Origin of the sequence: Micromonospora coxensis (assembly GCF_900090295.1) — a bacterium.
Classification (GTDB): domain Bacteria; phylum Actinomycetota; class Actinomycetes; order Mycobacteriales; family Micromonosporaceae; genus Micromonospora; species Micromonospora coxensis.
The window spans coordinates 2,801,788-2,821,748 of record NZ_LT607753.1; the positions used below are offsets into that span (position 1 = coordinate 2,801,788).

At 70.5% G+C, this 19,961-nt stretch carries 22 protein-coding genes and 4 tRNA genes; 7 read left to right on the forward strand and 19 right to left on the reverse strand.

Translation table 11 applies throughout. The annotated features are described in order from the left end of the window. Positions 1–78: 78 nt before the first annotated feature. The 14 genes from rplL to GA0070614_RS30220 all read right to left on the reverse strand — a co-directional run bounded on the left by rplL (position 79) and on the right by GA0070614_RS30220 (position 9,062). Positions 79–462, reverse strand: a complete 384-nt coding sequence (gene rplL / locus GA0070614_RS12590) for a 50S ribosomal protein L7/L12 (protein ID WP_088976131.1) — start codon at positions 460–462, stop codon at positions 79–81. A gap of 54 nt (positions 463–516) precedes the next feature. Further along, positions 517–1,062 (reverse strand): 50S ribosomal protein L10, encoded by a 546-nt coding sequence (rplJ, locus tag GA0070614_RS12595; RefSeq protein WP_088976132.1) that lies wholly within the window; start codon positions 1,060–1,062, stop codon positions 517–519. 703 nt (positions 1,063–1,765) lie between these two features. Beyond that, entirely contained in the window at positions 1,766–2,482 is a 717-nt protein-coding gene (rplA, locus tag GA0070614_RS12600; RefSeq protein ID WP_088976133.1) for a 50S ribosomal protein L1, read from the reverse strand. An 83-nt stretch (positions 2,483–2,565) separates the two neighbouring features. Next, positions 2,566–2,997 (reverse strand): 50S ribosomal protein L11, encoded by a 432-nt coding sequence (rplK, locus tag GA0070614_RS12605; RefSeq protein ID WP_088976134.1) that lies wholly within the window; start codon positions 2,995–2,997, stop codon positions 2,566–2,568. A gap of 186 nt (positions 2,998–3,183) precedes the next feature. Next, positions 3,184–3,906 carry a transcription termination/antitermination protein NusG gene (nusG, locus tag GA0070614_RS12610; protein WP_088976135.1) on the reverse strand — a complete coding sequence of 241 codons (723 nt, stop codon included), beginning with the start codon at positions 3,904–3,906 and terminating at the stop codon, positions 3,184–3,186. A gap of 38 nt (positions 3,907–3,944) precedes the next feature. Next, the gene (gene secE, locus GA0070614_RS12615; protein WP_088976136.1) at positions 3,945–4,337 is read right to left on the reverse strand and encodes a preprotein translocase subunit SecE; all 393 of its coding nucleotides are present in this window, start codon (positions 4,335–4,337) and stop codon (positions 3,945–3,947) included. Between the two features lie 211 nt (positions 4,338–4,548). Then, positions 4,549–4,621: transfer RNA gene (locus GA0070614_RS12620), tRNA-Trp, on the reverse strand. Between the two features lie 127 nt (positions 4,622–4,748). Then, positions 4,749–5,141, reverse strand: coding sequence for a MaoC family dehydratase (locus GA0070614_RS12625; RefSeq protein ID WP_088976137.1), 393 nt, complete (start codon positions 5,139–5,141; stop codon positions 4,749–4,751). Position 5,142: 1 nt separating this feature from the next. Next, the gene (locus tag GA0070614_RS12630) at positions 5,143–5,589 is read right to left on the reverse strand and encodes a MaoC family dehydratase N-terminal domain-containing protein (protein WP_088976138.1); all 447 of its coding nucleotides are present in this window, start codon (positions 5,587–5,589) and stop codon (positions 5,143–5,145) included. A 128-nt stretch (positions 5,590–5,717) separates the two neighbouring features. Then, the gene (gene rpmG, locus GA0070614_RS12635; RefSeq protein ID WP_013288652.1) at positions 5,718–5,885 is read right to left on the reverse strand and encodes a 50S ribosomal protein L33; all 168 of its coding nucleotides are present in this window, start codon (positions 5,883–5,885) and stop codon (positions 5,718–5,720) included. A gap of 133 nt (positions 5,886–6,018) precedes the next feature. Next, positions 6,019–6,091 (reverse strand) — tRNA-Met (locus tag GA0070614_RS12640). Between the two features lie 26 nt (positions 6,092–6,117). After that, a tRNA-Thr gene (locus GA0070614_RS12645) sits at positions 6,118–6,190 on the reverse strand. A 96-nt stretch (positions 6,191–6,286) separates the two neighbouring features. Then, complete coding sequence (locus GA0070614_RS12650) at positions 6,287–8,815, reverse strand: bifunctional diguanylate cyclase/phosphodiesterase (protein ID WP_088976139.1); 2,529 nt, start codon at positions 8,813–8,815, stop codon at positions 6,287–6,289. A 73-nt stretch (positions 8,816–8,888) separates the two neighbouring features. Beyond that, positions 8,889–9,062 carry a hypothetical protein gene (locus tag GA0070614_RS30220; protein WP_157744988.1) on the reverse strand — a complete coding sequence of 58 codons (174 nt, stop codon included), beginning with the start codon at positions 9,060–9,062 and terminating at the stop codon, positions 8,889–8,891. Positions 9,063–9,516: 454 nt separating this feature from the next. Between GA0070614_RS30220 and GA0070614_RS12655 the strand changes: the two genes are divergently transcribed. From GA0070614_RS12655 to GA0070614_RS12665, 3 genes are all read left to right on the forward strand, one after another. After that, positions 9,517–9,966 (forward strand): helix-turn-helix transcriptional regulator, encoded by a 450-nt coding sequence (locus GA0070614_RS12655; protein WP_088976140.1) that lies wholly within the window; start codon positions 9,517–9,519, stop codon positions 9,964–9,966. Positions 9,967–9,971: 5 nt separating this feature from the next. Then, entirely contained in the window at positions 9,972–10,382 is a 411-nt protein-coding gene (locus tag GA0070614_RS12660) for a VOC family protein (RefSeq protein WP_088976141.1), read from the forward strand. A gap of 84 nt (positions 10,383–10,466) precedes the next feature. Next, entirely contained in the window at positions 10,467–12,860 is a 2,394-nt protein-coding gene (locus GA0070614_RS12665) for an ATP-binding cassette domain-containing protein (protein WP_088976142.1), read from the forward strand. A 185-nt stretch (positions 12,861–13,045) separates the two neighbouring features. Here the strand turns inward: GA0070614_RS12665 and GA0070614_RS12670 are convergent, their stop codons facing one another. Beyond that, a complete protein-coding gene (locus tag GA0070614_RS12670) occupies positions 13,046–13,300 on the reverse strand; it encodes a hypothetical protein (protein ID WP_088976143.1) in 255 nt (84 codons plus the stop codon). Positions 13,301–13,616: 316 nt separating this feature from the next. On the opposite strand from GA0070614_RS12670, the gene GA0070614_RS12675 reads away from it, so the two are divergent. After that, a complete protein-coding gene (locus GA0070614_RS12675) occupies positions 13,617–14,345 on the forward strand; it encodes a VOC family protein (protein WP_088976144.1) in 729 nt (242 codons plus the stop codon). 107 nt (positions 14,346–14,452) lie between these two features. Here GA0070614_RS12675 and GA0070614_RS12680 read toward each other — a convergent pair. Next, positions 14,453–14,536 (reverse strand) — tRNA-Tyr (locus tag GA0070614_RS12680). A gap of 147 nt (positions 14,537–14,683) precedes the next feature. Between GA0070614_RS12680 and GA0070614_RS12685 the strand changes: the two genes are divergently transcribed. After that, a complete protein-coding gene (locus tag GA0070614_RS12685; RefSeq protein ID WP_088976145.1) occupies positions 14,684–15,178 on the forward strand; it encodes a YajQ family cyclic di-GMP-binding protein in 495 nt (164 codons plus the stop codon). A gap of 417 nt (positions 15,179–15,595) precedes the next feature. Here the strand turns inward: GA0070614_RS12685 and GA0070614_RS12690 are convergent, their stop codons facing one another. Together GA0070614_RS12690 and GA0070614_RS12695 are read right to left on the reverse strand one after the other, a co-directional pair. Continuing rightward, positions 15,596–16,072 (reverse strand): hypothetical protein, encoded by a 477-nt coding sequence (locus GA0070614_RS12690; RefSeq protein WP_088976146.1) that lies wholly within the window; start codon positions 16,070–16,072, stop codon positions 15,596–15,598. A 100-nt stretch (positions 16,073–16,172) separates the two neighbouring features. Beyond that, positions 16,173–17,108 carry a MerR family transcriptional regulator gene (locus tag GA0070614_RS12695; RefSeq protein WP_088976147.1) on the reverse strand — a complete coding sequence of 312 codons (936 nt, stop codon included), beginning with the start codon at positions 17,106–17,108 and terminating at the stop codon, positions 16,173–16,175. A gap of 303 nt (positions 17,109–17,411) precedes the next feature. Here GA0070614_RS12695 and GA0070614_RS12700 point away from each other — a divergent pair, with 303 nt between their 5' ends. Both GA0070614_RS12700 and GA0070614_RS12705 read left to right on the forward strand, forming a co-directional pair. Continuing rightward, complete coding sequence (locus tag GA0070614_RS12700) at positions 17,412–17,807, forward strand: ArsR/SmtB family transcription factor (protein ID WP_088976148.1); 396 nt, start codon at positions 17,412–17,414, stop codon at positions 17,805–17,807. Further along, entirely contained in the window at positions 17,804–18,490 is a 687-nt protein-coding gene (locus tag GA0070614_RS12705) for a cation diffusion facilitator family transporter (RefSeq protein WP_088976149.1), read from the forward strand. The genes GA0070614_RS12700 and GA0070614_RS12705 overlap by 4 nt, the downstream gene beginning before the upstream one ends. A 186-nt stretch (positions 18,491–18,676) precedes the next feature. Here GA0070614_RS12705 and GA0070614_RS12710 read toward each other — a convergent pair whose 3' ends face one another. Continuing rightward, positions 18,677–19,936: an MFS transporter gene (locus GA0070614_RS12710; protein WP_088976150.1), complete on the reverse strand. Its 1,260-nt coding sequence runs from the start codon at positions 19,934–19,936 to the stop codon at positions 18,677–18,679. Between the last annotated feature and the right edge of the window lie 25 nt (positions 19,937–19,961).

The following is a 19,961-nucleotide window of genomic DNA, read 5'->3' on the forward strand; positions in this document are numbered from 1 at the left end:
CACCGCCCGCTGTGACGCGATGTGCCCCGGCTCACGTGAGCCGGACGCGCGCCAGGTCGACCAGAGGCCGACCTCAGGTCACTTGAGGGTGACCTTGGCGCCCTCGCCCTCGAGCTTGGCCTTCGCCTTGTCGGCGGTCTCCTTGTTGACCTTCTCCAGGATGGCCTTCGGAGCGCCCTCGACGACGTCCTTGGCCTCCTTGAGGCCCAGGCCGGTCAGCTCACGCACGACCTTGATGACCTGGATCTTCTTGCCACCGTCGCTCTCGAGGACGACGTCGAACTCGTCCTTCTCCGGCTCGGCCTCGGCGGGGGCGGCAGCGCCACCGGCAGCGGCGACCGCGACCGGGGCGGCAGCGGTGACCTCGAAGGTCTCCTCGAACTGCTTCACGAACTCGGAGAGCTCGATCAGCGTCATCTCCTTGAACGCGTCGAGCAGCTCGTCAGTGCTGAGCTTCGCCATGTCTGGCGTCCTTTCTCAAAGTGGAAACTAAGAACGTGGGTGCGCCGGGTGGCCTCAGGCCGCCTCGGCGCCCTCCTTCTCGCGCTTGTCCTGCAGGGCAGCCGCCAGACGGGCGGTCTTGGAGAGCGGCGCCTGGAACAGGGCCGCGGCCTTGCTCAGGTTGCCCTTCATCGCGCCGGCCAGCTTGGCCAGCAGCACCTCACGGGACTCCAGGTCGGCGAGCTTCGTGACCTCGGCCGCGGAAATGGCCTTGCCCTCGAAGACACCGCCCTTGATGACGAGCTTCGGGTTGGCCTTCGCGAAGTCGCGAAGCCCCTTCGCCGCCTCGACGACGTCGCCCGAAACGAAAGTCAGCGCGGTAGGACCGGAGAACAGCTCGTCGAGGCCGGAGATCCCCGCGTCGGCCGCAGCACGCTTGGCCAGCGTGTTCTTGGCGACGGTGTAGGTGGTCTCCTTGCCGAGCGAGCGCCGCAGCTGGGTGAGCTGGGAAACCGTCAGACCACGGTACTCGGTGAGCACCGCAGCGCCCGCGTTGCGGAAGCTCTCGGTCAGCTCAGCGACGGCCGTGGCCTTGTCGGCCCGGATCGGCTTGTCCGCCATGTCCCTCCTCTCTCGTTACTCGGAGCTGGTCGCCGTCGTGGGACCGGTCGGTCCTGGACGGCGGCGTAGGCATCACGACAACGAAAAAGCCCCGGCGCAGGGCGCACGGGGCGAGGGCCGGCACGATCACCATGGTCGGCGGACCACGGGAGGAGCCGAGTTACGCTTGCCGCCCTGCGCGGGTCGCCCGTCATCGCGGGACCTTCGACCGTGCCGGGGCACGGTGACCAGCGGTCTCTGGGTGGAACTTCGCCACTAGGTTACGCGACGCGACCGTGAGCACCAAATCGCCCCCACGTGCGCCCGCTCACGCCCCCACTCCCCCACCCCACCCCGCTACCGCCTCACTCGCCTCACCGCCCCGCCTCACTCGCCTCACCGTCCCGCCTCACCGCCACACCCGCCTCACCGCCTCGCCCCAGCCCGGGAGCGGCCGGGGAGCGGCCGGGGAGCGGCCGGGGACCGCGCAGTTTCACGGAAAGAGTGCTTATTCCGCCTGCCATAGCCACTCTTTCCGTGAAACTGCGCGGCGGCTCGGAGAGAGGGGACGGGCGTCTGCGCGCGTCGGAGGAGGTGGCGGCGCCAAGGCGCGTCGGGGATGTACGGGAGGCGGGGCGTGGTGGGCGGTGTGGCTCACCTGCGGCGGACAGACGGGAAGGGGCCCCGCCACAGTGTGGCGGGGCCCCTGTCACTCAGGTCGTGCTCAGCCCTCGGCGCCGGCTTCCTGCAGGTTCTTGACCAGCTTCGGGTCGACCGGGACGCCCGGGCCCATGGTGGTGGTCAGGGTGACCTTCTTGAGGTACGTGCCCTTGGCCGCGGACGGCTTGGCCCGCAGCACCTCGTCGAGGACGGCGGCGTAGTTGTCGATCAGCTGGGTCTCGGAGAACGAGGCCTTGCCGATGATCAGGTGCAGGTTCGAGTGCTTGTCCACCCGGAAGGTGATCTTGCCGCCCTTGATGTCCGAGACGGCCTTGGTGACGTCCATGGTCACCGTGCCCGTCTTCGGGTTCGGCATCAGGCCGCGCGGGCCCAGGATCCGCGCGATCCGGCCGATCTTGGCCATCTGGTCCGGGGTGGCGATCGCGGCGTCGAAGTCCAGCCAGCCGCCCTGGATCCGGGCGACGAGCTCGTCCGTGCCCACCTCGTCCGCACCGGCGGCGGCGGCCTCCTCGGCCTTCGCGCCGGCGGCGAACACGATCACGCGGGCGGTCTTACCGGTGCCGTGCGGCAGGTTGACCGTGCCGCGGACCATCTGGTCCGCCTTGCGGGGGTCGACGCCGAGGCGCATCGCGACCTCGACCGTGGCGTCGAACTTGACGTTGGTGGTCTCCTTGGCCAGCTTGACGGCCTCGGCGGGGGTGTAGAGCTTCGAGCGGTCGATGACGTCCGCGGCCTTGCGGTAGCTCTTGCTGCGCTGCATTTCTCGTTACTCCTGTGGTCTATGGCGGGCCGCGGCGTCCGCGCGCCCTCCCACGAACTGATCGGGTGAAGCGGTGACCGAGGTCAGTCGGCGACGGTCAGGCCCATCGACCGGGCGGTGCCGGCGATGATCTTCTCGGCCTGGTCGATGTCGTTGGCGTTGAGGTCGGCCATCTTCTTCTCGGCGATCTCACGCAGCTGGGCGCGGGTCACGGAGCCCACCTTCTCCTTGTGCGGGACGCCCGAGCCCTTCTGCACGCCGGCGGCCTTGATCAGCAGCCGGGCGGCGGGCGGGGTCTTCAGCACGAAGGTGAAGGACCGGTCCTCGTACACGCTGATCTCGGCGGGGACGATGTCGCCCCGCTGGGACTCGGTCTGCGCGTTGTAGGACTTGCAGAACTCCATGATGTTCACGCCGTGCTGGCCGAGCGCGGGGCCGACCGGCGGCGCCGGCGTGGCCTGGCCCGCCGGCAGCTGAAGCGTGAACGTCTTGACGAGCTTCTTCTTCGGAGGCATGTCTCTTCCTGGGGCTTGGAACTGGGATTTTCACCGGCCGCGGGCGCGCACGGTCAGCGCGGTGCGACAACGGCGACGTTCTAGGGTAGCGCAGCCCTTCGCCGGCCCGTCCGCCGAGGTCCGTCACGGAGGCCGGAAGCACGGACGCCGACGGCGGGCCGCTGCCCACCGCCGGCGTCCGGTGCGTCAGATCTTGGCGACCTGGTTGAAGTTCAGCTCGACCGGGGTCTCCCGGCCGAAGATCGACACCAGCACCTTGAGCTTCTGCTGGTCGGCGTTGATCTCGCTGATCGTCGCCGGCAGCGAGGCGAACGCGCCGTCGGTGACGGTGACCGAGTCGCCGACCTCGAAGTCGAGAACCTTGACCTCGGGCTTGGCCTTCTTCTGCTCGGTCTCCACCGCCGGGGCCAGCCACTTCAGCACCTCGTCGAGGCTGAGCGGCGCCGGACGGTCGGCCCGGTCCGTCGCGCCGACGAAGCCGGTGACGCCCGGGGTGTTGCGCACGCAGGAGTACGACTCGGCGGTCAGCTCCATCCGGACCAGGATGTAGCCGGGGAAGACCTTGGCCTGAACCTGCGACCGCTTGCCGTTCTTGACCTCGACCTCTTCCCGGGTCGGCACCTCGACCTGGTAGATGTAGTCCTCCATGTCGAGGGACGTGATCCGGGTCTCGAGGTTGGTCTTGACCTTGTTCTCGTAGCCGGCGTACGAGTGCACCACGTACCAGTCGCCCGGGGCGTAGCGCAGCTTCTGGCGCAGCTCGGCGACCGGGTCGTAGTCCTCGTCCGGGGCGGGCTCGGTGGTCGGGAATTCCGGCTCGCTGGCGGCCTCGACCGACTCGTCACTGGCCGCCGTCGCCACCGTGGACTGCTCGTCCGTGGTCTCGGCGGTCTCGTCGTACTCAGGCACGCTTGCTCACTTCCGTCACTATCGGCTCAGTCGGCCGGTCAGCTGGGGTTGCCGAAGACCCACAGCACGCCCTTCGCGAAGGCGTAGTCGAGGAGGCCCACGATCGTCAGCACCACCGCGACGAACGTCACCACCACGGCGGTGTAGGTCAGCAGCTCCTTGCGGGTCGGCCAGATGACCTTACGCAGCTCGGCGACCACCTCGCGGAAGAAACGCGCGATGCGGGCGAAGAGCCCCACCTTGTCGCTCTCGGTGCGGGTCTTCGGCTTGCTGTCGGCAGCCCGCTCCCGGGTCGCGGTGCCGCCCCGGGAGACCGGCTCGTCCGCGCCGGTGGCGTCGTCGTCGGCGGCCACGTCGTCGACGAGCTCGTCGCGCTCGTCGCGCAGACCCTCGTCGCCGGCGTCCTCGCCGCGCCGCTTGCTCTCGGCCACTTCGCCCTCCGTCGCGGGATGTCGGTCGTACGCCGATGGGCGCACGCGGCGCTGGTCACGCCGGCCGGACCAGCCGTCCCGCGACGGGCCGCGGCCGGCGGACCGGACGAAGGGGCCCCGATGCCTCGGAACCACCCCGCCGATGCCACCACCACGGGCCGGACGCCGCCGTTCGGCGGCGCGACCCACGGGAACGGTCAGGCCTGAGGCGCAGGGGTGACAGGACTTGAACCTGCAGCCTGCGGTTTTGGAGACCGCTGCTCTGCCAATTGAGCTACACCCCTGTGCGGCAACGCTCGCCCCGCTCGGTCTGCACGACCGGGCAGGGGTCACTTGCCCCACGGCGGACCAGTGTACGGGTAGCGCCCCGACTTTCCCAACCGGTCCCGCCCATCACATCCGGAAGACCTGTCAGCGGGAGGCGCGCACGAGCGCCCGGGCCTGCGAGAGGACCTTCTCACCGTGGCAGGTGGCGGTGATGTCGAGCCTGGTCAGGCCCGCTTCGGTGACCTCCTTCACCACCGCGTTCACCTCGATCTCGGTGCCCTCGTCGTCGTCGGGGACGACGACCGGACGGGTGAACCGGACGCCGAAGTCGACCACCGCGTCGGGCGCGCCGGCCCAGGTGGTGACCGCCCGGCCGACCAGCGCCATGGTGAACATGCCGTGGGCGATCACCCCGGGCAGGCCGACCTTGGTGGCGACCCGGTCGCTCCAGTGGATCGGATTGAAGTCGCCCGAGGCCCCCGCGTAGCGGACCAGGTCCGCCCGGGTGACCCGGAACGTCTGGGTGGGCAGTTCCATCTCAGGCCTCCCCGCGTACGACGATCTTGGACCAGACGGCGACCACCGGCTCGCCGGCGGCGTCGGTCACGTCGGTGCGGGTGGTCAGGAACCCGTGCCCGCCCCGGTTGGTGATCTCCTCGATGGTGTTCACGCAGACCAGCTCGTCCCCGGCCACCACCGGCCGGGTGTACGCGAAGCGCTGGTCGCCGTGGACCACCCGGCTGTAGTCGACGCCGAGCGCCGGGTCGTCGACGATCTGCTGCGTGGCGGCCATGGTGAGCACCACGGGGAAGGTCGGCGGGGCGACCACGTCCGGGTGGCCCAGCGACCGGGCCGCCTCCGGGTCGTGGTGCGCGGGCTCGGTGGCGCCGATGGCGGTGGCGAACTCGCGGATCTTTTCTCGGCCCACCTGGTAGGGGGCGGTCGGCGGATAGGTCCGGCCGACGAAGGACGGGTCCAGGGACATGCCGCCGAAACTACACGTACGACACGAACGCCGACCCGGACGGGACGCGCGGCCGGAGCCGCGCCATCCGTGCGGATCGGCGTTCGGGGTGTCGCTGCGGGACCGGGCCGGCGAGGGCCGGCCGTGGGTCAGCGGGTCTCGCGGTGGACCGTGTGCTTGCCGTCCCGGGGGCAGAACTTCTTCAGCTCGATGCGGTCCGGGTCGTTACGACGGTTCTTGCGCGTGATGTAGTTGCGCTCCTTGCACTCCACACACGCCAAAGTGATCTTCGGCCGGACATCGGTCGCCTTCGCCACGGCGGAGTGCCTTCCTCGTTAACGGGTAACAACTACGGCGCATCAGCCTACGCGGACAATGCGCGGACATGCAAAGTGGGCGCCTGTGGCGCCCGTCCCACCGACCGCCGGGAACGAGCCCGGAGGACGAGAGTAGCGGTGGCCGGACTTGAACCGGCGACACAGCGATTATGAGCCGCTTGCTCTGCCATCTGAGCTACACCGCCGCAGGCGGGTCCAGCCGGACCCTCTGAGCCCCCTTACGGAATCGAACCGTAGACCTTCTCCTTACCATGGAGACGCTCTGCCGACTGAGCTAAGGGGGCCTGCCCGATCACCCCGGGGGGCGTCGCGCAGGGGATACATTACACGGCCCCGAGCCGGGGACGAAATCGGATCCCCCATGGAGACGTCCGCCCAGCTCAGGGCACCACTCGCAGGCGGGGCAGCTCGCCGGCGGAGATCGTCTCCGGGTCCACCTGGGCACCGAACCAGGCCTCCAGGCGCTCGTACGGCAACGGGCGGCTGAACAGGAAGCCCTGGCCGATCTCGCAGCCGATGTCCTGGAGCAGCTCCAGGGTCAGCTCGCTCTCCACCCCCTCGGCCACCACCGCCAGCCCGAACTGTTGGGAGAGGGTGACCACCGCGTTGACGATCGCCAGGTCGCCCGGATCGGTCGCCATGCCCTGCACGAACGAGCGGTCGACCTTGACCTCGTGCACCGGCAGCCGGCGCAGGTGCGCCAGGGAGGAGTCCCCGGTGCCGAAGTCGTCCACCGAGAGCCGGACGCCGAGGTCCCGCAGCCGGCGCAGGGTGGGGATCGGCCGGTCCGTGCCGTCCAGCACCCCCGACTCCTTGATCTCCAACGTCAGCCGCTGCGGCGGCACGCCGTACTCGTCGAGCAGGTCCCGCACGCGCGCCGGGAAGTGCTGGTCGGTGAGCGTACGGGCGGAGATGTTGACCGCGACGGCGAGCGACTGGTCGCCGTGGCCCCAGTCCCGACTGCGCCGCAACCCCTCGCGGAGCACGAACTCGGTGAGCCGGCCGAGCTGGCCGGTGTGCTCCGCCACCGCGACGAAGTCCTCCGGGGCGACCGTGCCGTGCGCCGGGTGCTCCCACCGGGCCAGGCACTCCACGCCGACCAGGAGGCGGTCCCGCAGCGTCACCTTCGGCTGGAAGTAGACCTCCAGCTCACCCTCGTCCAGCGCGCGCCGCAGGTCCCCGGCGAGCCCGAGGCGGCGCAGCGACCGGGACTCCAGCGCCGGGCTGAACAGCTGCACGCTGCCGGGCACCGACTTGGCCGCCGTGGCCGCCAGGTCGACCCGTTGCAACAGCGTCGCGGCATCGCTGCCGTGCTCCGGGTGGACGGCCACCCCGACGGCCGTGTCGACGTCCAGGGTGAGGGCGTCGAAGACCATCTCGTCGCGGATCTGGTCGCGCAGTTGCGCGGCGAGGTCCAGGGCCGCTTCCGTGCTCTCCAGGCGGAGCGTGACCAGGAACTCGTCGCCACCGGCCCGGCCGACCAGGGCGCTGGACGGGGCGCAGGCGCGCAGCCGCTCGGCGACCTCGACGAGGACCTTGTCGCCGGCGGCGTGCCCGAGCGACTCGTTGACCTGGCGCAGCCGGTCGACGTCGAACAGCAGCACCGCGACCACCTCGCCGGGCGCCCGGATCCGCACCGCCTCGTCCAGCGCGCTGGTGATCCGCCGCCGGTTCGGCAGCTTCGTCAGGGCGTCGTGGTACGCGTCGTGTCGCAGCCGGTCGACCAACCGGGAGTTCTCCAGGGCGACGGCGGCGTGCGCGGCGACCGTCTCGAACACCGGGATGTCGGCGGAGGTGAAGTGGTACGTGTCGCCGAGCCGGTTGACGACCTCCAGCGTGCCGATGACGGCCTGCCCGGAGCGCAGCGGTACGACGATCAACTCCTTGACCCGGCTGTCCTCGGTGCCGGTCCGTTGATCCACCTCGGTGCCGAGCTGCCGGCCCGCGGCCACCGTCTCGCCCGTCCGGAGCACCCGGTCCCGCACCGCCATCGGGGCGGGCGCGAAGTCGAGCAGCCCGGGGTCGTCGACCCGGGCGGTGAGCAGCACCTCGGGGTGCCGCCCCTGCGAGGGGAGCCAGAGGGTGGCGTACTCGGCCTGCATCAGGCCACGGACCCGGCCGAGGAGCGCGTCAACGAGGGTGCCGTCCTGGCCGCTCTGCGTCATCGCCCGGGTCAGCTCGTACATGTCGCTCAGCGTCCGGTGCTGGCGGAAGAAGCGGGAGTACGACCGGTACACGAAGGCCACGGCCACCGCCACCGCGGCGAGCAGCAGACTCGCCCAGGCGTTGCTGTCCAGCACCATGAGCACGACGAGACCGATGGCGACGTTGACCGCGGCGGTCAGCAGCGTCGGGGCCGCCCGGCGGAGCATGTCCCAGCCGGCCTGCCAGCCCTGGATCAGGCAGATGACCCCGCTGACCGCGGCGAGGGCCGCCAGGGCGAAGGTGCTCACCACGACGAAGAGCACGCCCCAGGTCGCCGGGCCGACCCCCTCGATCGGAGGCATGGCCAGCAGGACGAGGCTCGCCAGCGAGGTGGTCGCGCCCGCCTTGGCGACGTTGAACCAGGCCTTCGTCGCGGTCAGCCGGCGGCGCAGCTGGCCGATCCCGGTGGCGAGCGCGGCGACGACGATGACCGTCACCGGCTTGAGGTAGAAGAAGGCCAGGACGAGCGGGATCTCGGTAAGCGTGACGGCCAGCGCCTGGCGCCGCACGATGAACTGGAGGACCTGGGTGCCCGCCACCACCATCGCGACCAGGACGATCGCGCCGGGGATCAGGTCGTCCGGGCCCGGCGGGTCGACCGCGCCGAGCACGGTGCAGCAGACGACCGAGAGCAGGGCCATCGGACCGGTGATCAGCCAGGCCGCGTCGGTCGGTCTGCGTGCTGAGGTTTGACTCCGTGCCATCCCGCTCCTCAAGAGGGTCGCGTCAGATCGGCTCGGAACCGCCGGCCGCCGCGAACTCCGCGGCGGCGAGCCGTCAGCGGAAGACGACCTGCGAGATCGACGCCGCCCACTCGTAGTCGAGCGGGGCCGCCCACTCGTAGTCACCGAGAGCATCGCCGGACACGGGTACGAGTCCGGCGACGAGCGCGGCCAGCGCGAGCGAGGCGAGGGTCATGCCGAGCAGCCGGCCAGGCCTACGACCAGACATCAGTGCGCTCCTGTCGGCAGGGGGAAGACGATGGAGGTTCCACGATGGTGCCACAGCTGTGTCAGGAGTGAGAAGCCGTGACGGGCGAGGTCCGTCCACCTGCGTGGCGGGGAGAGCCGTCCGGTTGTCGGCGATGGGCCGTCCGGCCAGGTCACGTCATCACGGCACGGCCCTTCGTCCTGTACAAACGACCAAGGTCACAAACGGGCCCTAACGAGCATAGGCGTACGTGTCGCCCCCGAGTGCGGTGGGACGCGCGCAGCGCCACGCTACCGACACCCACCGACACATCGACCACCATACCTTCTCGTCACCACCCGGGGTCACTGGGCCGCAAGACCTGTTTGCGACAGCCCGGGGCCGGCGCCCGGCAGTCCCCGCAGGTCGGACACGGCGTGCGGTGCGACGCCCGTGACGCTGTGCGACATCGGCGCGACGTGGCACGATCTCCCAGGTGACCAGCACCTCCGCCACCGCGCAGCACCTGCGCGACCTCGCGCGGCTGCGCCGCGTCCGGGACCGGATCGACCGGGAGTACGCACAGCCGCTGGACGTCGAGGCGCTCGCCCGTGGCGCCCACATGTCGGCCGGGCACCTCAGCCGCCAGTTCCGGCTCGCCTACGGAGAGTCGCCGTACCGCTATCTCATGACGCGGCGGGTCGAGCGCGCGATGGCGCTGCTGCGCCGTGGCGACCTCAGCGTCACCGAGGTCTGCTTCGCGGTCGGCTGCGCGTCGCTGGGCACCTTCAGCACCCGCTTCACCGAGCTGGTCGGGGTGCCGCCCAGCACCTACCGGCGCGAGGCTTGCCGTGCGACGGCAGGCATGCCGCCGTGCCTGGCCAAACAGGTGAGCAGGCCGATCAGGAATCGAGAAGCACAGGCCACCTGGCCGCACCTAGCCTGACTGCCATGAACCTGACCATCCACACCACCGTCCTGCCGCACACCGACCCGGACGCCTCCCTGGCCTTCTACCGCGACACCCTCGGCCTCGAGGTCCGTAACGACGTCGGCACCGGCGCCATGCGCTGGATCACCGTCGGCCCCGCCGGCCAGCCCGACACGTCCATCCTCCTCGCGCCGCCGGCCGCCGATCCCGGCATCACCGACGACGAACGCCGCACCATCGCCGAGATGATGGCCAAGGGCACCTACGGCTGGATCATGCTGGCCACCCCCGACCTCGACGACACGTTCGACAAGATCCAGGCCGGCGACGCCGAGGTCGTCCAGGAACCGATCGACCAGCCCTACGGCGTACGCGACTGCGCCTTCCGCGACCCGGCCGGCAACCTGGTCCGCATCCGGCAACTGCCCTGAACCGTTCCCGAGACACCTCACGACCTGCGCCGCGACGCCGGGCAGTGACCCGCGCAGGCGGCCCGGGCGACAGATGGAGACACCATGAGCATGGCCACGAGAGCGGACGACCCGACGCCCGCGTCGCACGTCGCCGACAGCCACGACCTGATCCGGGTGCACGGCGCGCGGGAGAACAACCTCAAGGACGTCAGCATCGAGATCCCGAAGCGTCGGCTGACGGTGTTCACCGGTGTCTCCGGCTCGGGCAAGAGCTCGCTGGTGTTCGGCACCATCGCCGCCGAGTCGCAGCGGCTGATCAACGAGACCTACAGCGCCTTCGTGCAGGGCTTCATGCCGACGCTGGCCCGGCCCGAGGTCGACGTGCTCGACGGGCTGACCACCGCGATCATCGTCGACCAGCAGCGGATCGGCAGCGACCCCCGTTCCACGGTCGGCACCGCCACCGACGCCAACGCGATGCTGCGCATCCTGTTCAGCCGGCTCGGGAAGCCGCACATCGGCTCGCCCCAGGCGTTCTCCTTCAACGTCGCCTCGATCAGCGGAGCGGGCGCGGTCACCCTGGAGCGCGCCGGGAAGACCGTGAAGGAGCGGCGCAGCTTCAGCATCACCGGCGGCATGTGTCCGCGCTGCGAGGGCCGGGGCTCGGTCTCCGACATCGACCTCACCCAGCTCTACGACGACGCCAAGTCACTGGCCGAGGGCGCGTTCACCATCCCCGGCTGGAAGTCGGACAGCTTCTGGACGGTGCGCGTCTACGCCGAGTCGGGCTTCGTCGACCCGAACAAGCCGATCCGCAGGTACACCAAGAAGGAGCTGCACGACTTCCTCTACAAGGAGCCGGTGAAGGTGAAGGTCGACGGCGTCAACCTCACCTACGAAGGGCTGATCCCGAAGATCCAGAAGTCCTTCCTGTCCAAGGACAAGGAGGCGATGCAGCCGCACATCCGGGCGTTCGTCGAGCGGGCGGTCACCTTCACCACCTGCCCCGAGTGCGGCGGCACCCGGCTCAGCGAGGCGGCCCGCTCCTCGAAGATCGCGGGGATCAGCATCGCCGACGCCTGCGCGATGCAGATCAGCGACCTCGCCACCTGGGTACGCGGCCTGGACGAGCCGTCGGTGGCGCCGCTGCTGGCCAAGCTCCAGCAGACCCTGGACTCCTTCGTGGAGATCGGGCTGGGCTACCTCTCGCTCGACCGGCCCTCGGGCACCCTGTCCGGCGGTGAGGCGCAGCGCACCAAGATGATCCGGCACCTCGGCTCCTCGCTCACCGACACCACGTACGTCTTCGACGAGCCCACCATCGGCCTGCACCCGCACGACATCCAGCGGATGAACACCCTGCTGCTGCGGCTGCGCGACAAGGGCAACACGGTGCTCGTCGTGGAGCACAAGCCGGAGACCATCGCGATCGCCGACCACGTCGTCGACCTCGGTCCCGGCGCCGGCACGGCGGGTGGCGCCGTCTGCTTCGAGGGCACCGTCGAGGGGCTCCGGGCCAGCGGCACCCTCACCGGCCGCCATCTCGACGACCGGGCCGCGCTCAAGCAGACCGTGCGCAAGCCCACCGGCGTACTGGAGATCCGCGGCGCCACGCGGCACAACCTGCGCGACGTCGACGTCGACATCCCGCTCGGCGTGCTCGTCGTCGTCACCGGCGTCGCCGGCTCCGGCAAGAGTTCGCTCGTGCACGGGTCGATCCCCGCCGGGGCGGATGTGGTGTCGATCGACCAGAGCCCGATCCGCGGCTCGCGACGGAGCAACCCGGCGACGTACACCGGGCTGCTCGACCCGATCCGCAAGGCGTTCGCGAAGGCCAACGGCGTGAAGCCGGCGCTGTTCAGCGCCAACTCCGAGGGCGCCTGCCCCGCCTGCAACGGCGCCGGTGTCATCTACACCGACCTGGCGATGATGGCCGGCGTCGCCACCACCTGCGAGGAGTGCGAGGGCAAGCGGTTCCAGGCGGCGGTGCTGGAGTACCACCTCGGCGGCCGCGACATCAGCGAGGTGCTCGCGATGTCGGTCAGCGAGGCCGAGGAGTTCTTCGGCGCCGGAGAGGCGCGCACCCCGGCCGCGCACGCCGTCCTCGACCGGCTCGCCGACGTCGGGCTCGGCTACCTCAGCCTCGGTCAGCCGCTCACCACCCTGTCCGGCGGCGAGCGGCAGCGGCTCAAGCTGGCCACCCACATGGCCGAGAAGGGCGGCGTCTACGTCCTCGACGAGCCGACCGCCGGTCTGCACCTCGCCGACGTCGAGCACCTGCTCGGCCTGCTCGACCGGCTCATCGACTCCGGCAAGTCGGTCATCGTCGTCGAACACCACCAGGCCGTCATGGCGCACGCCGACTGGATCATCGACCTCGGCCCGGGGGCCGGCCACGACGGCGGCCGGATCGTCTTCGAGGGCACCCCCGCCGACCTCGTCGCCGCCCGCTCCACCCTCACCGGCGAGCACCTCGCGGCCTACGTCGGCGCGTGATCCGTCACGCAGCAGGCCCCTGACCGCCGCCTCTGCCCGGCCAGGGCCGGGGCGCGGCAACCGACTCGACACCGCCGCGACGCGGCACCGGATCGGACGACCAGCAGGGCGAGGTCCGACGCCGGTGGCTCTCGATGGCTGCGCTGCCGGGGAGAGGATCAGTCCTCGCCCCGAGGTCTGCCCACCTACGGCGCTCCGTCCCACCCCAGCGCGCTTGGCAGGCTACGGATGAAGTCGGCCCGTGCGGGCTCCGCTGCCGCCAGGCGCGCCAGGACGTCACGGAGTTCCTGGCGTTCGTCGGAATTCATCCGGCCCAGCAGGTGGGCGATCTCCTCCAGGGTGTTGAGGGCGGGTCGCGCCGCATCCCCGGCCGACTCGACCAACTCCACCAAGGTCGCCGTCGCTGCGACGAGGGCACCGGCAAGGTGTTCGACGATCACGCACCTTCGTACCTGAGCTACCTCCGCTCCACAAAGCGGCCCACGCCGCCCTCGACGGACCATGGCCCGGCGCGCAGCCGTCGAGGAGGTCGGCGCACAGGTGACCGCTGAACCTCCATGCCTGGTCGGTGACCGCACCGCGAGCGGGAACCGACGCGGCCGACCTCTGGATCATCAGCTGTGCGCGGTGCCGGTGATCGGACGCTGATGCGCGACAGCGCAGCGAACTCACGGCAGTGTGTGCGTCGGGGCCTGCCGTCCGGCCGAGACCAAAATGGTTGATCTTCAGCGCCGGAGTGCCGCTAGCATCGCCGGCATGGCGACGCGGCTTGTGCAGATCAACATGAAGGCTCGGGACGACTCCGCGCTGGGACGTTTCTGGGCGGAGGTGCTCGGCTGGGAGATCTCCAGCGAGGAACCCGGCGTGACCAACCTCGAACCGGAGGGCATCGTCTACCCCGACCCCGTCGCCGTCTGCATCGACCTGGTCGTCTCATCGGAACCGAAGACGGCGAAGAACCGCGTGCACGTGGACCTCGCCACCACCTCGGCGGCACATCAGGCGGAGCTGGTCGCGCGCCTGAAGGACCTCGGCGCGACCCCCGCCGACGTGGGTCAGGGCGATGTCTCCTGGACGGTCATGGCCGACCCGGAGGGCAACGAGTTCTGCGTGCTGGAACCCCGACCGCGCTACCGGGACACCGGACCGATCGCCGCGGTGGTGGTCGACTGCGTCGATCCGCGAGCCATGGCCCGCTTCTGGGGCGAGGCGATGGACTGGGCCGTGCACGAGGTGACCGACCACCACGCGACGCTGCGCTCCGCCAAGGGCGTCGGCCCGTATCTGGAGTTCATCCGCACTCCCGACGTGAAGACCGGGTGGAACCGCGTCCATCTCGACGTCCGGCCGTACCCGGGTGACGACCTGGAGGCCGAGGTGGCCAGACTGCGGAGTCTCGGAGCCACCGCCATGGACCTCGACGTCCGGTGGAAGGTCCTCGCCGACCCGGAGGGCAACGAGTTCTGCCTGCTCACCCCGGGCTGACCCTCCTCATCCGCTCACCACGGCCGCGCGGGCGACAGTGGTGAGGCAGCAGCAGACGACGAAGGCCCCTGATCTACGTTTCCGTAGTTCAGGGGCCTTGCGTTGCCTGGTGGCGGGTAGAGGATTCGAACCTCTGTAGCTTTCGCGACGGATTTACAGTCCGCTCCCATTGGCCGCTCGGGCAACCCGCCAGGGCGTACCACCGCACTCGCGCGCGGCAGCGGAGCCAAGGATAGCGGTTGTCCCGGGGGTCATCGCAACCGGGTACCGTCAGGGGGTCCTACGCTGGTCAGCGAGGGACATACCAGCACAGACCGCCGGACAGCAGGAGCATGAGCATGGCAGCGAACCCGTCGTTCGACATCGTGAGCAAGGTCGACCGCCAGGAGGTCGACAACGCCCTCCGCCAGGCGGAGAAGGAGCTCGCGACGAGGTTCGACTTCCGCGGCACCGGCGCCGAGATCTCCTGGTCGGGCGAGGAGGCGATCAGCCTCCAGGCGGAGACCGAGGAGCGGGTCCGGGCCGCTCTGGACGTCTTCAAGGAGAAGCTGGTGAAGCGGAACATCTCGATGAAGTCGCTGGACGCCGGCGACCCTCGCCCCTCCGGCAAGATCTTCAAGATCGACGCCAAGGTGATCCAGGGCATCGACTCGGACAAGGCCAAGGCGATCAGCAAGAAGATCCGCGACGAGGGCCCGAAGGGTGTCCAGGCGCAGATCCAGGGCGACCAGTTGCGGGTCACCGGCAAGAAGAAGGACGACCTCCAGGCCGTCATCGCCCTGCTCAAGGGCGAGGACTTCGGCGTCGCCCTCCAGTTCACCAACTACCGGTAGGGGGACCGGCCCACCTGCCCGTCGGGCCGAGCACACCTTGTCACCCGGGCAAACGTCGTCACCAGTGGTCGTCGTTGGTCGCTCGCGATCGGCTTTCGTTCGACGGCCTGGTGACGGCTTGGGCGTGGCCCTTGTCGACCCGCCCGGAAGCACGCCCCGCGCTCCGACCCAACGGGCTGTCGACGGCTCCGGTTCCGGAGCCTCCGGGACAGCGTGGACGCTCAAGGCTGCGGGAGCCTGTCGCGGTGTCCCGTGCGCATACTGACGGTCGTCGGAGTGCTCCTGATGTTGGTCTCGTGCATTCGTCCCTGCCGTACGGCCGGGGACGGTGAGCATCGGGGTTGAACTGCGGGGACGGTGCAGAATTGTCCGCAGACGTCCAGCAGCGGTCGCGTCCGTCGTTACCCAGTTGGTCACTCAGCCCGGGCGCCGGGGCGCGTCGCGTCGGCTGTGGGCCTTGACTGTCGCGGTGATCGACCAGGCCAGCGCTACCAGCAGCGCCGCGAGGGTAGCGGGGACCAGGCCCCACGGCAGGGCCTGCGCAGAGATGACCCACGCTTGCCGGCTGTCGGCGAGCACCCGTGGCTGCTTGACCGACTCCGGGATGGCGACCTCCCACTCGTAGGCACTATTCGGCTCTGGGTCGATCAGCTTCCAGGACTCCTCGACCTCGACGCCGTATATCGGTCCTCGATGCCCCCGGTCGCTACGGGTCCAGTTGCCGATACACCGGCTGCGCATGACCTCCTGGCGGTCGTACGTGACGTAGCAATGATCGACCGTGGCGTGCGGATCGTCGGCTCCCGGCCACAAGCCCGCTGTCCAGGTCAGCACCCCGCCGAGGGCCGAGCCCACAAGAACAACCGCTACAAGCCGCACCCTGAACGCGGTCACGGTCGCTCCTCCTTGTCGGGCATCCGGTTGCGCGCAGAACTGTCGCTCTCACGCACGGCCTCAAACATGGCGCAAAGGATCGCAGGAGACGGGCTGTCTTCTACCCCGGCATTCGGGCACGCAATGCCCGGATGAACCAGTCGAGCACGGGCGCCAGGCTTTCGGTCGCCGGCCACCCGTTGACCACAGAGAGCAACTGCAGGTATCTCTCCCTGCGCGGATCGTTCGCGCACTCTAGGCGGACCATCAGCCAGCGCCGAAGCTCGACGTCATCGGCGCGACCGCAGAGGTGAGCGTACTGACCCATGACCGCCGCGATGAAGCGATCGGCCTGCGGTGAGACCGGGTCGAGGCCAGCCACCAGCGCCGGTTCGACCTTGTCGCGGACCAACGCCACAACATCGCGTCGAACACCCGCGCCGTCACCAGCGCGGTCGGCCGCATGCTGCTCAACCACCCGCCGCATGGTGGCGCGAAAATCCGGGTCCTGGGACAGTTCGACCAACTCCACCCACGCCTCCACCTGCTCGGCCTCGGGGTTGTCGGGTAGCTCAGGGGTCAGCGAGCGCATGATCCCCACGAACTCAGGGTCGGCGACCAGGCCGCCGAAGGCCGCGTTGAGGAATTCGTCGATCAAGCGCCGCCGTTCGTCCTCGGATAGCTTTGCCAGCTTGTGCATGAGATCCAACTCCTCAGGGGTGGAGCCACGCCTGGCGACCGCCGCCAACACCGCGCGCCGCAGGCGCAGCATCCTGATCTGCGCCGCCAGCGCTTCGGCGTGCACTGCGGCGACCTCGGGAAGCGAGATCTCCCGGTCCACGACCTTGCGGATCATGGACAGGTCCAGTCCCAGGTCGCGGAGGGTCCGCACCAGGTCCAAGCGTGCGACGGCCTCAATTCCGTAGCGGCGGTATCCGGTCGGGCTGCGGTCAGTCGGCGGGACGATCCCGCGGTCGGAGTAGAACCGGATGGTCTTGACCGTCAGCCCGGTCCGTCGGGCCAGGTCGCCGATGGAATAGAGCCTGTCACCGTGCATGCCCTCACCCTCGCGTCTCCCCCTGCTGGAGACTCAAGCCCTTCAGCCGTCGGCAGCCACTCTTCTCCACAGCTGGTCGCGACTTCTCCGCACCACCAACACGATGATCGGGCTTCATCCGGCACACCTGCACCCACCTCATCCGGACCAGCGAGGACTGCGTGCAGGATCGCGGGCCGACCCCTTGCGTGGCGACCAGGGCAGGGGTGAACGGGCGCCGCCGTTCCGTCCTTCAGGAACCTGGCCCGAGTATCGCCCACCCCCCCGCCAGGACTCATCGCACAGCGGCGCTATCATCGCGGCATGGCGATGGGTGCTTCTTCCGCGCTGGAGCCGGCCGCGGCGTTGTTCCGGTCCCTCGGTGATCCGACCCGGCTGGCGCTGCTGCGCCGGCTGGCGTCCGGCGAGGCGCGGGTGGTCGACCTGACCGGCGAGCTGGGGCTGGCCCAGTCGACCGTGTCGAAGCACCTGGCCTGCCTGCGCGACTGCGGCCTGGTCGACTACCGGGTCGAGGGCCGCCAGTCGTTCTACGCGCTGACCCGACCGGAGCTGCTGGACCTGCTGCGCTCGGCGGAGCAGGTCCTCGCCGCGACGGGCGAGGCGGTCGCCCTCTGCCCGGTCTACGGGGCACCGACGGCCACCCGGTCGGGGGCGGCCCACAGCCCGCCGACGGCCACCCGGTCGGGGGTGGACGCGTGAGCGCCGCTCTGCTGACCCCCGAACGCCGGGCGGTGCTGTCCCGGCGCAGCCTGTGGCTCGCCTACGCCACCGCCGGCTACAACCTGCTGGAGGGCCTGGTCGCGATCGTCGCCGGCGCGGCGGCGTCCTCCACCGCCCTGATCGGCTTCGGCCTGGACTCGTTCGTCGAGGTGTCCAGCGCAGCGGTGCTCATCTGGCAGTTCCGATCCCGGGTGCCCGAGGACCGCGAGCGGCTCGCGCTGCGGCTGATCGGGGCGTCGTTCTTCGCCCTGGCCGCCTGGGTGACCGTCGACGCCCTCCGCTCGCTGTTCACCGGGGGCGACGCCGACGCCAGTCCCGTCGGCATCGGTCTGGCCGTGGCGTCGCTGCTGGTGATGCCGCTGCTCGTCGCGGCGAAGCGGCGTACCGGTCGGGAACTCGGATCCGCCACGGTGATGGCCGACTCCACCCAGACGATGCTCTGCACCTACCTGTCGGCGGTGCTGCTCGTCGGCCTGGTGCTGAACGCGCTCTGGGGATGGTCGTGGGCGGATCCGGTCGCCGGGCTCGTCATCGCCGGGGTCGCGGTCAAGGAGGGCGTGGCGGCCTGGCGCGGCGAGCACTGCGACGACTGCGCCCCGCTGCCCGCCGGCGCCACCACCGAGGAAAAGGCGTGCGGCGGCGACGGCTGCTGCACCGGCTAGCGCGGAAAGAGCCTTCGGCGCGAGGAGGGTGTCCGGCTAGCGCGAGAAGATCAGGATCAGCACCACGGTCAGGATCGCGCTGACCAGGATCGAACCGAGGCACCCGAGCCGGTTCGAGAAGAAGACGAACATGACGGCGGACGTACCCGTCGCTCCGGCCGGCACACCTCGCCGACGCCCACCCGGTCAGACCGGGGTGGGCTGCTCGGCGCGTACCGCTCGGGCCTCGGCGCGGGCGACGGGCCCGGCGGGCATCCCGGCGACCGCCGCCCCGACGGCGACCGCCGCCCCGGCGAAGAGGAACGCCCAGGGGACGCCGCCGGCCTGGTCGACGATGAGCCCGGCCACCGCGCCGCCCGCGGCGCTCGCCGCGACCGACATGGTGACCACCCAGGTGTACGCCTCGTTCAGCATGCTGGCCGGAGCGATCCGCCCGACCAGGGTGTTCTCCAGGGTGAGCGCGGGCGCGATGGTGGCCCCGCCGATCACCAGCGCGACACCGAGCGCCAGCGGGGTCGGCATCACCGCGAAGACCGCGAAGCTGCCGGCGACCGCGCCGAGCAGCCAGGCGAACTGGCGGGACATGTGGGGTGACGGCTTGCGTACGCCGAACCAGAAGCCCCCGACTGCGCTGCCGACGCCCCAGACGGCGAGCAGCAGGCCGGCGAGCCCTTCCGGGTCGCCGGTCGACCGGCTGCCGGCGTAGGCCGGCACGATCACCCCGGCCGCGCCGAACGCGATGCCGAGGCTGGCGACACAGACCAGCAGGGCGGGGAAACCCCCGACGCGCAGCGGGCCGAGCCCCTTGGCGTGGTGCTCGTGCGGGTGCGGCCGCCAGCCGCGCATGACCTTGCCGAGCGCCACCGCGCCGGTGCCGACCAGGGTCACCACGGCGGCCCCGACCAGCGCGGCGGCGGCGTCGGCGACCAGCACGAAGCCGGCCACCAGCAGGGGGCCGAGCACGAAGACGACCTCGAAGAGCGAGGTCTCGGCGGCGAGTGCGGTGTTGCGCAGGTGGTACCGGCCGGAGGCCGGGCCGGTGAGGTCGTTCCAGGCGCCCCGGATCGCGGCGGTCAGCGGCGGGTACGTGGCCCCGGCCAGGCCCGAGGCGAGGTAGATGAGGGCGAGGCTGCCCGCCTCGGACCGGCTGGCCCAGAGCAGCCCGAACAGGGCGAGCGGGTGGGCGACGGCGGTGGCCAGCAGCACCGGGGTGGGGCCGACCCGGTCGGCGATCCGCCCGGCGACCGGGCTGAGCGCGGCGCCGGAGAGGGCGTAGATGCCCCCGGCCACGGCGGCGAGCGAGTACCGGCCGGTCACCCCCTCGACGACCAGCAGCAGCGCCAGCGGGGTCATGCCGATCCCGAGCCGCCCGACGATGCCGAGGACCAGCAGCATCGGCGCCCCGGGAATCCGCCAGACGCCCAGGTACTGGCGCAGAGCGGCCACGGTCGACCTCCTGGAGATGTAACGG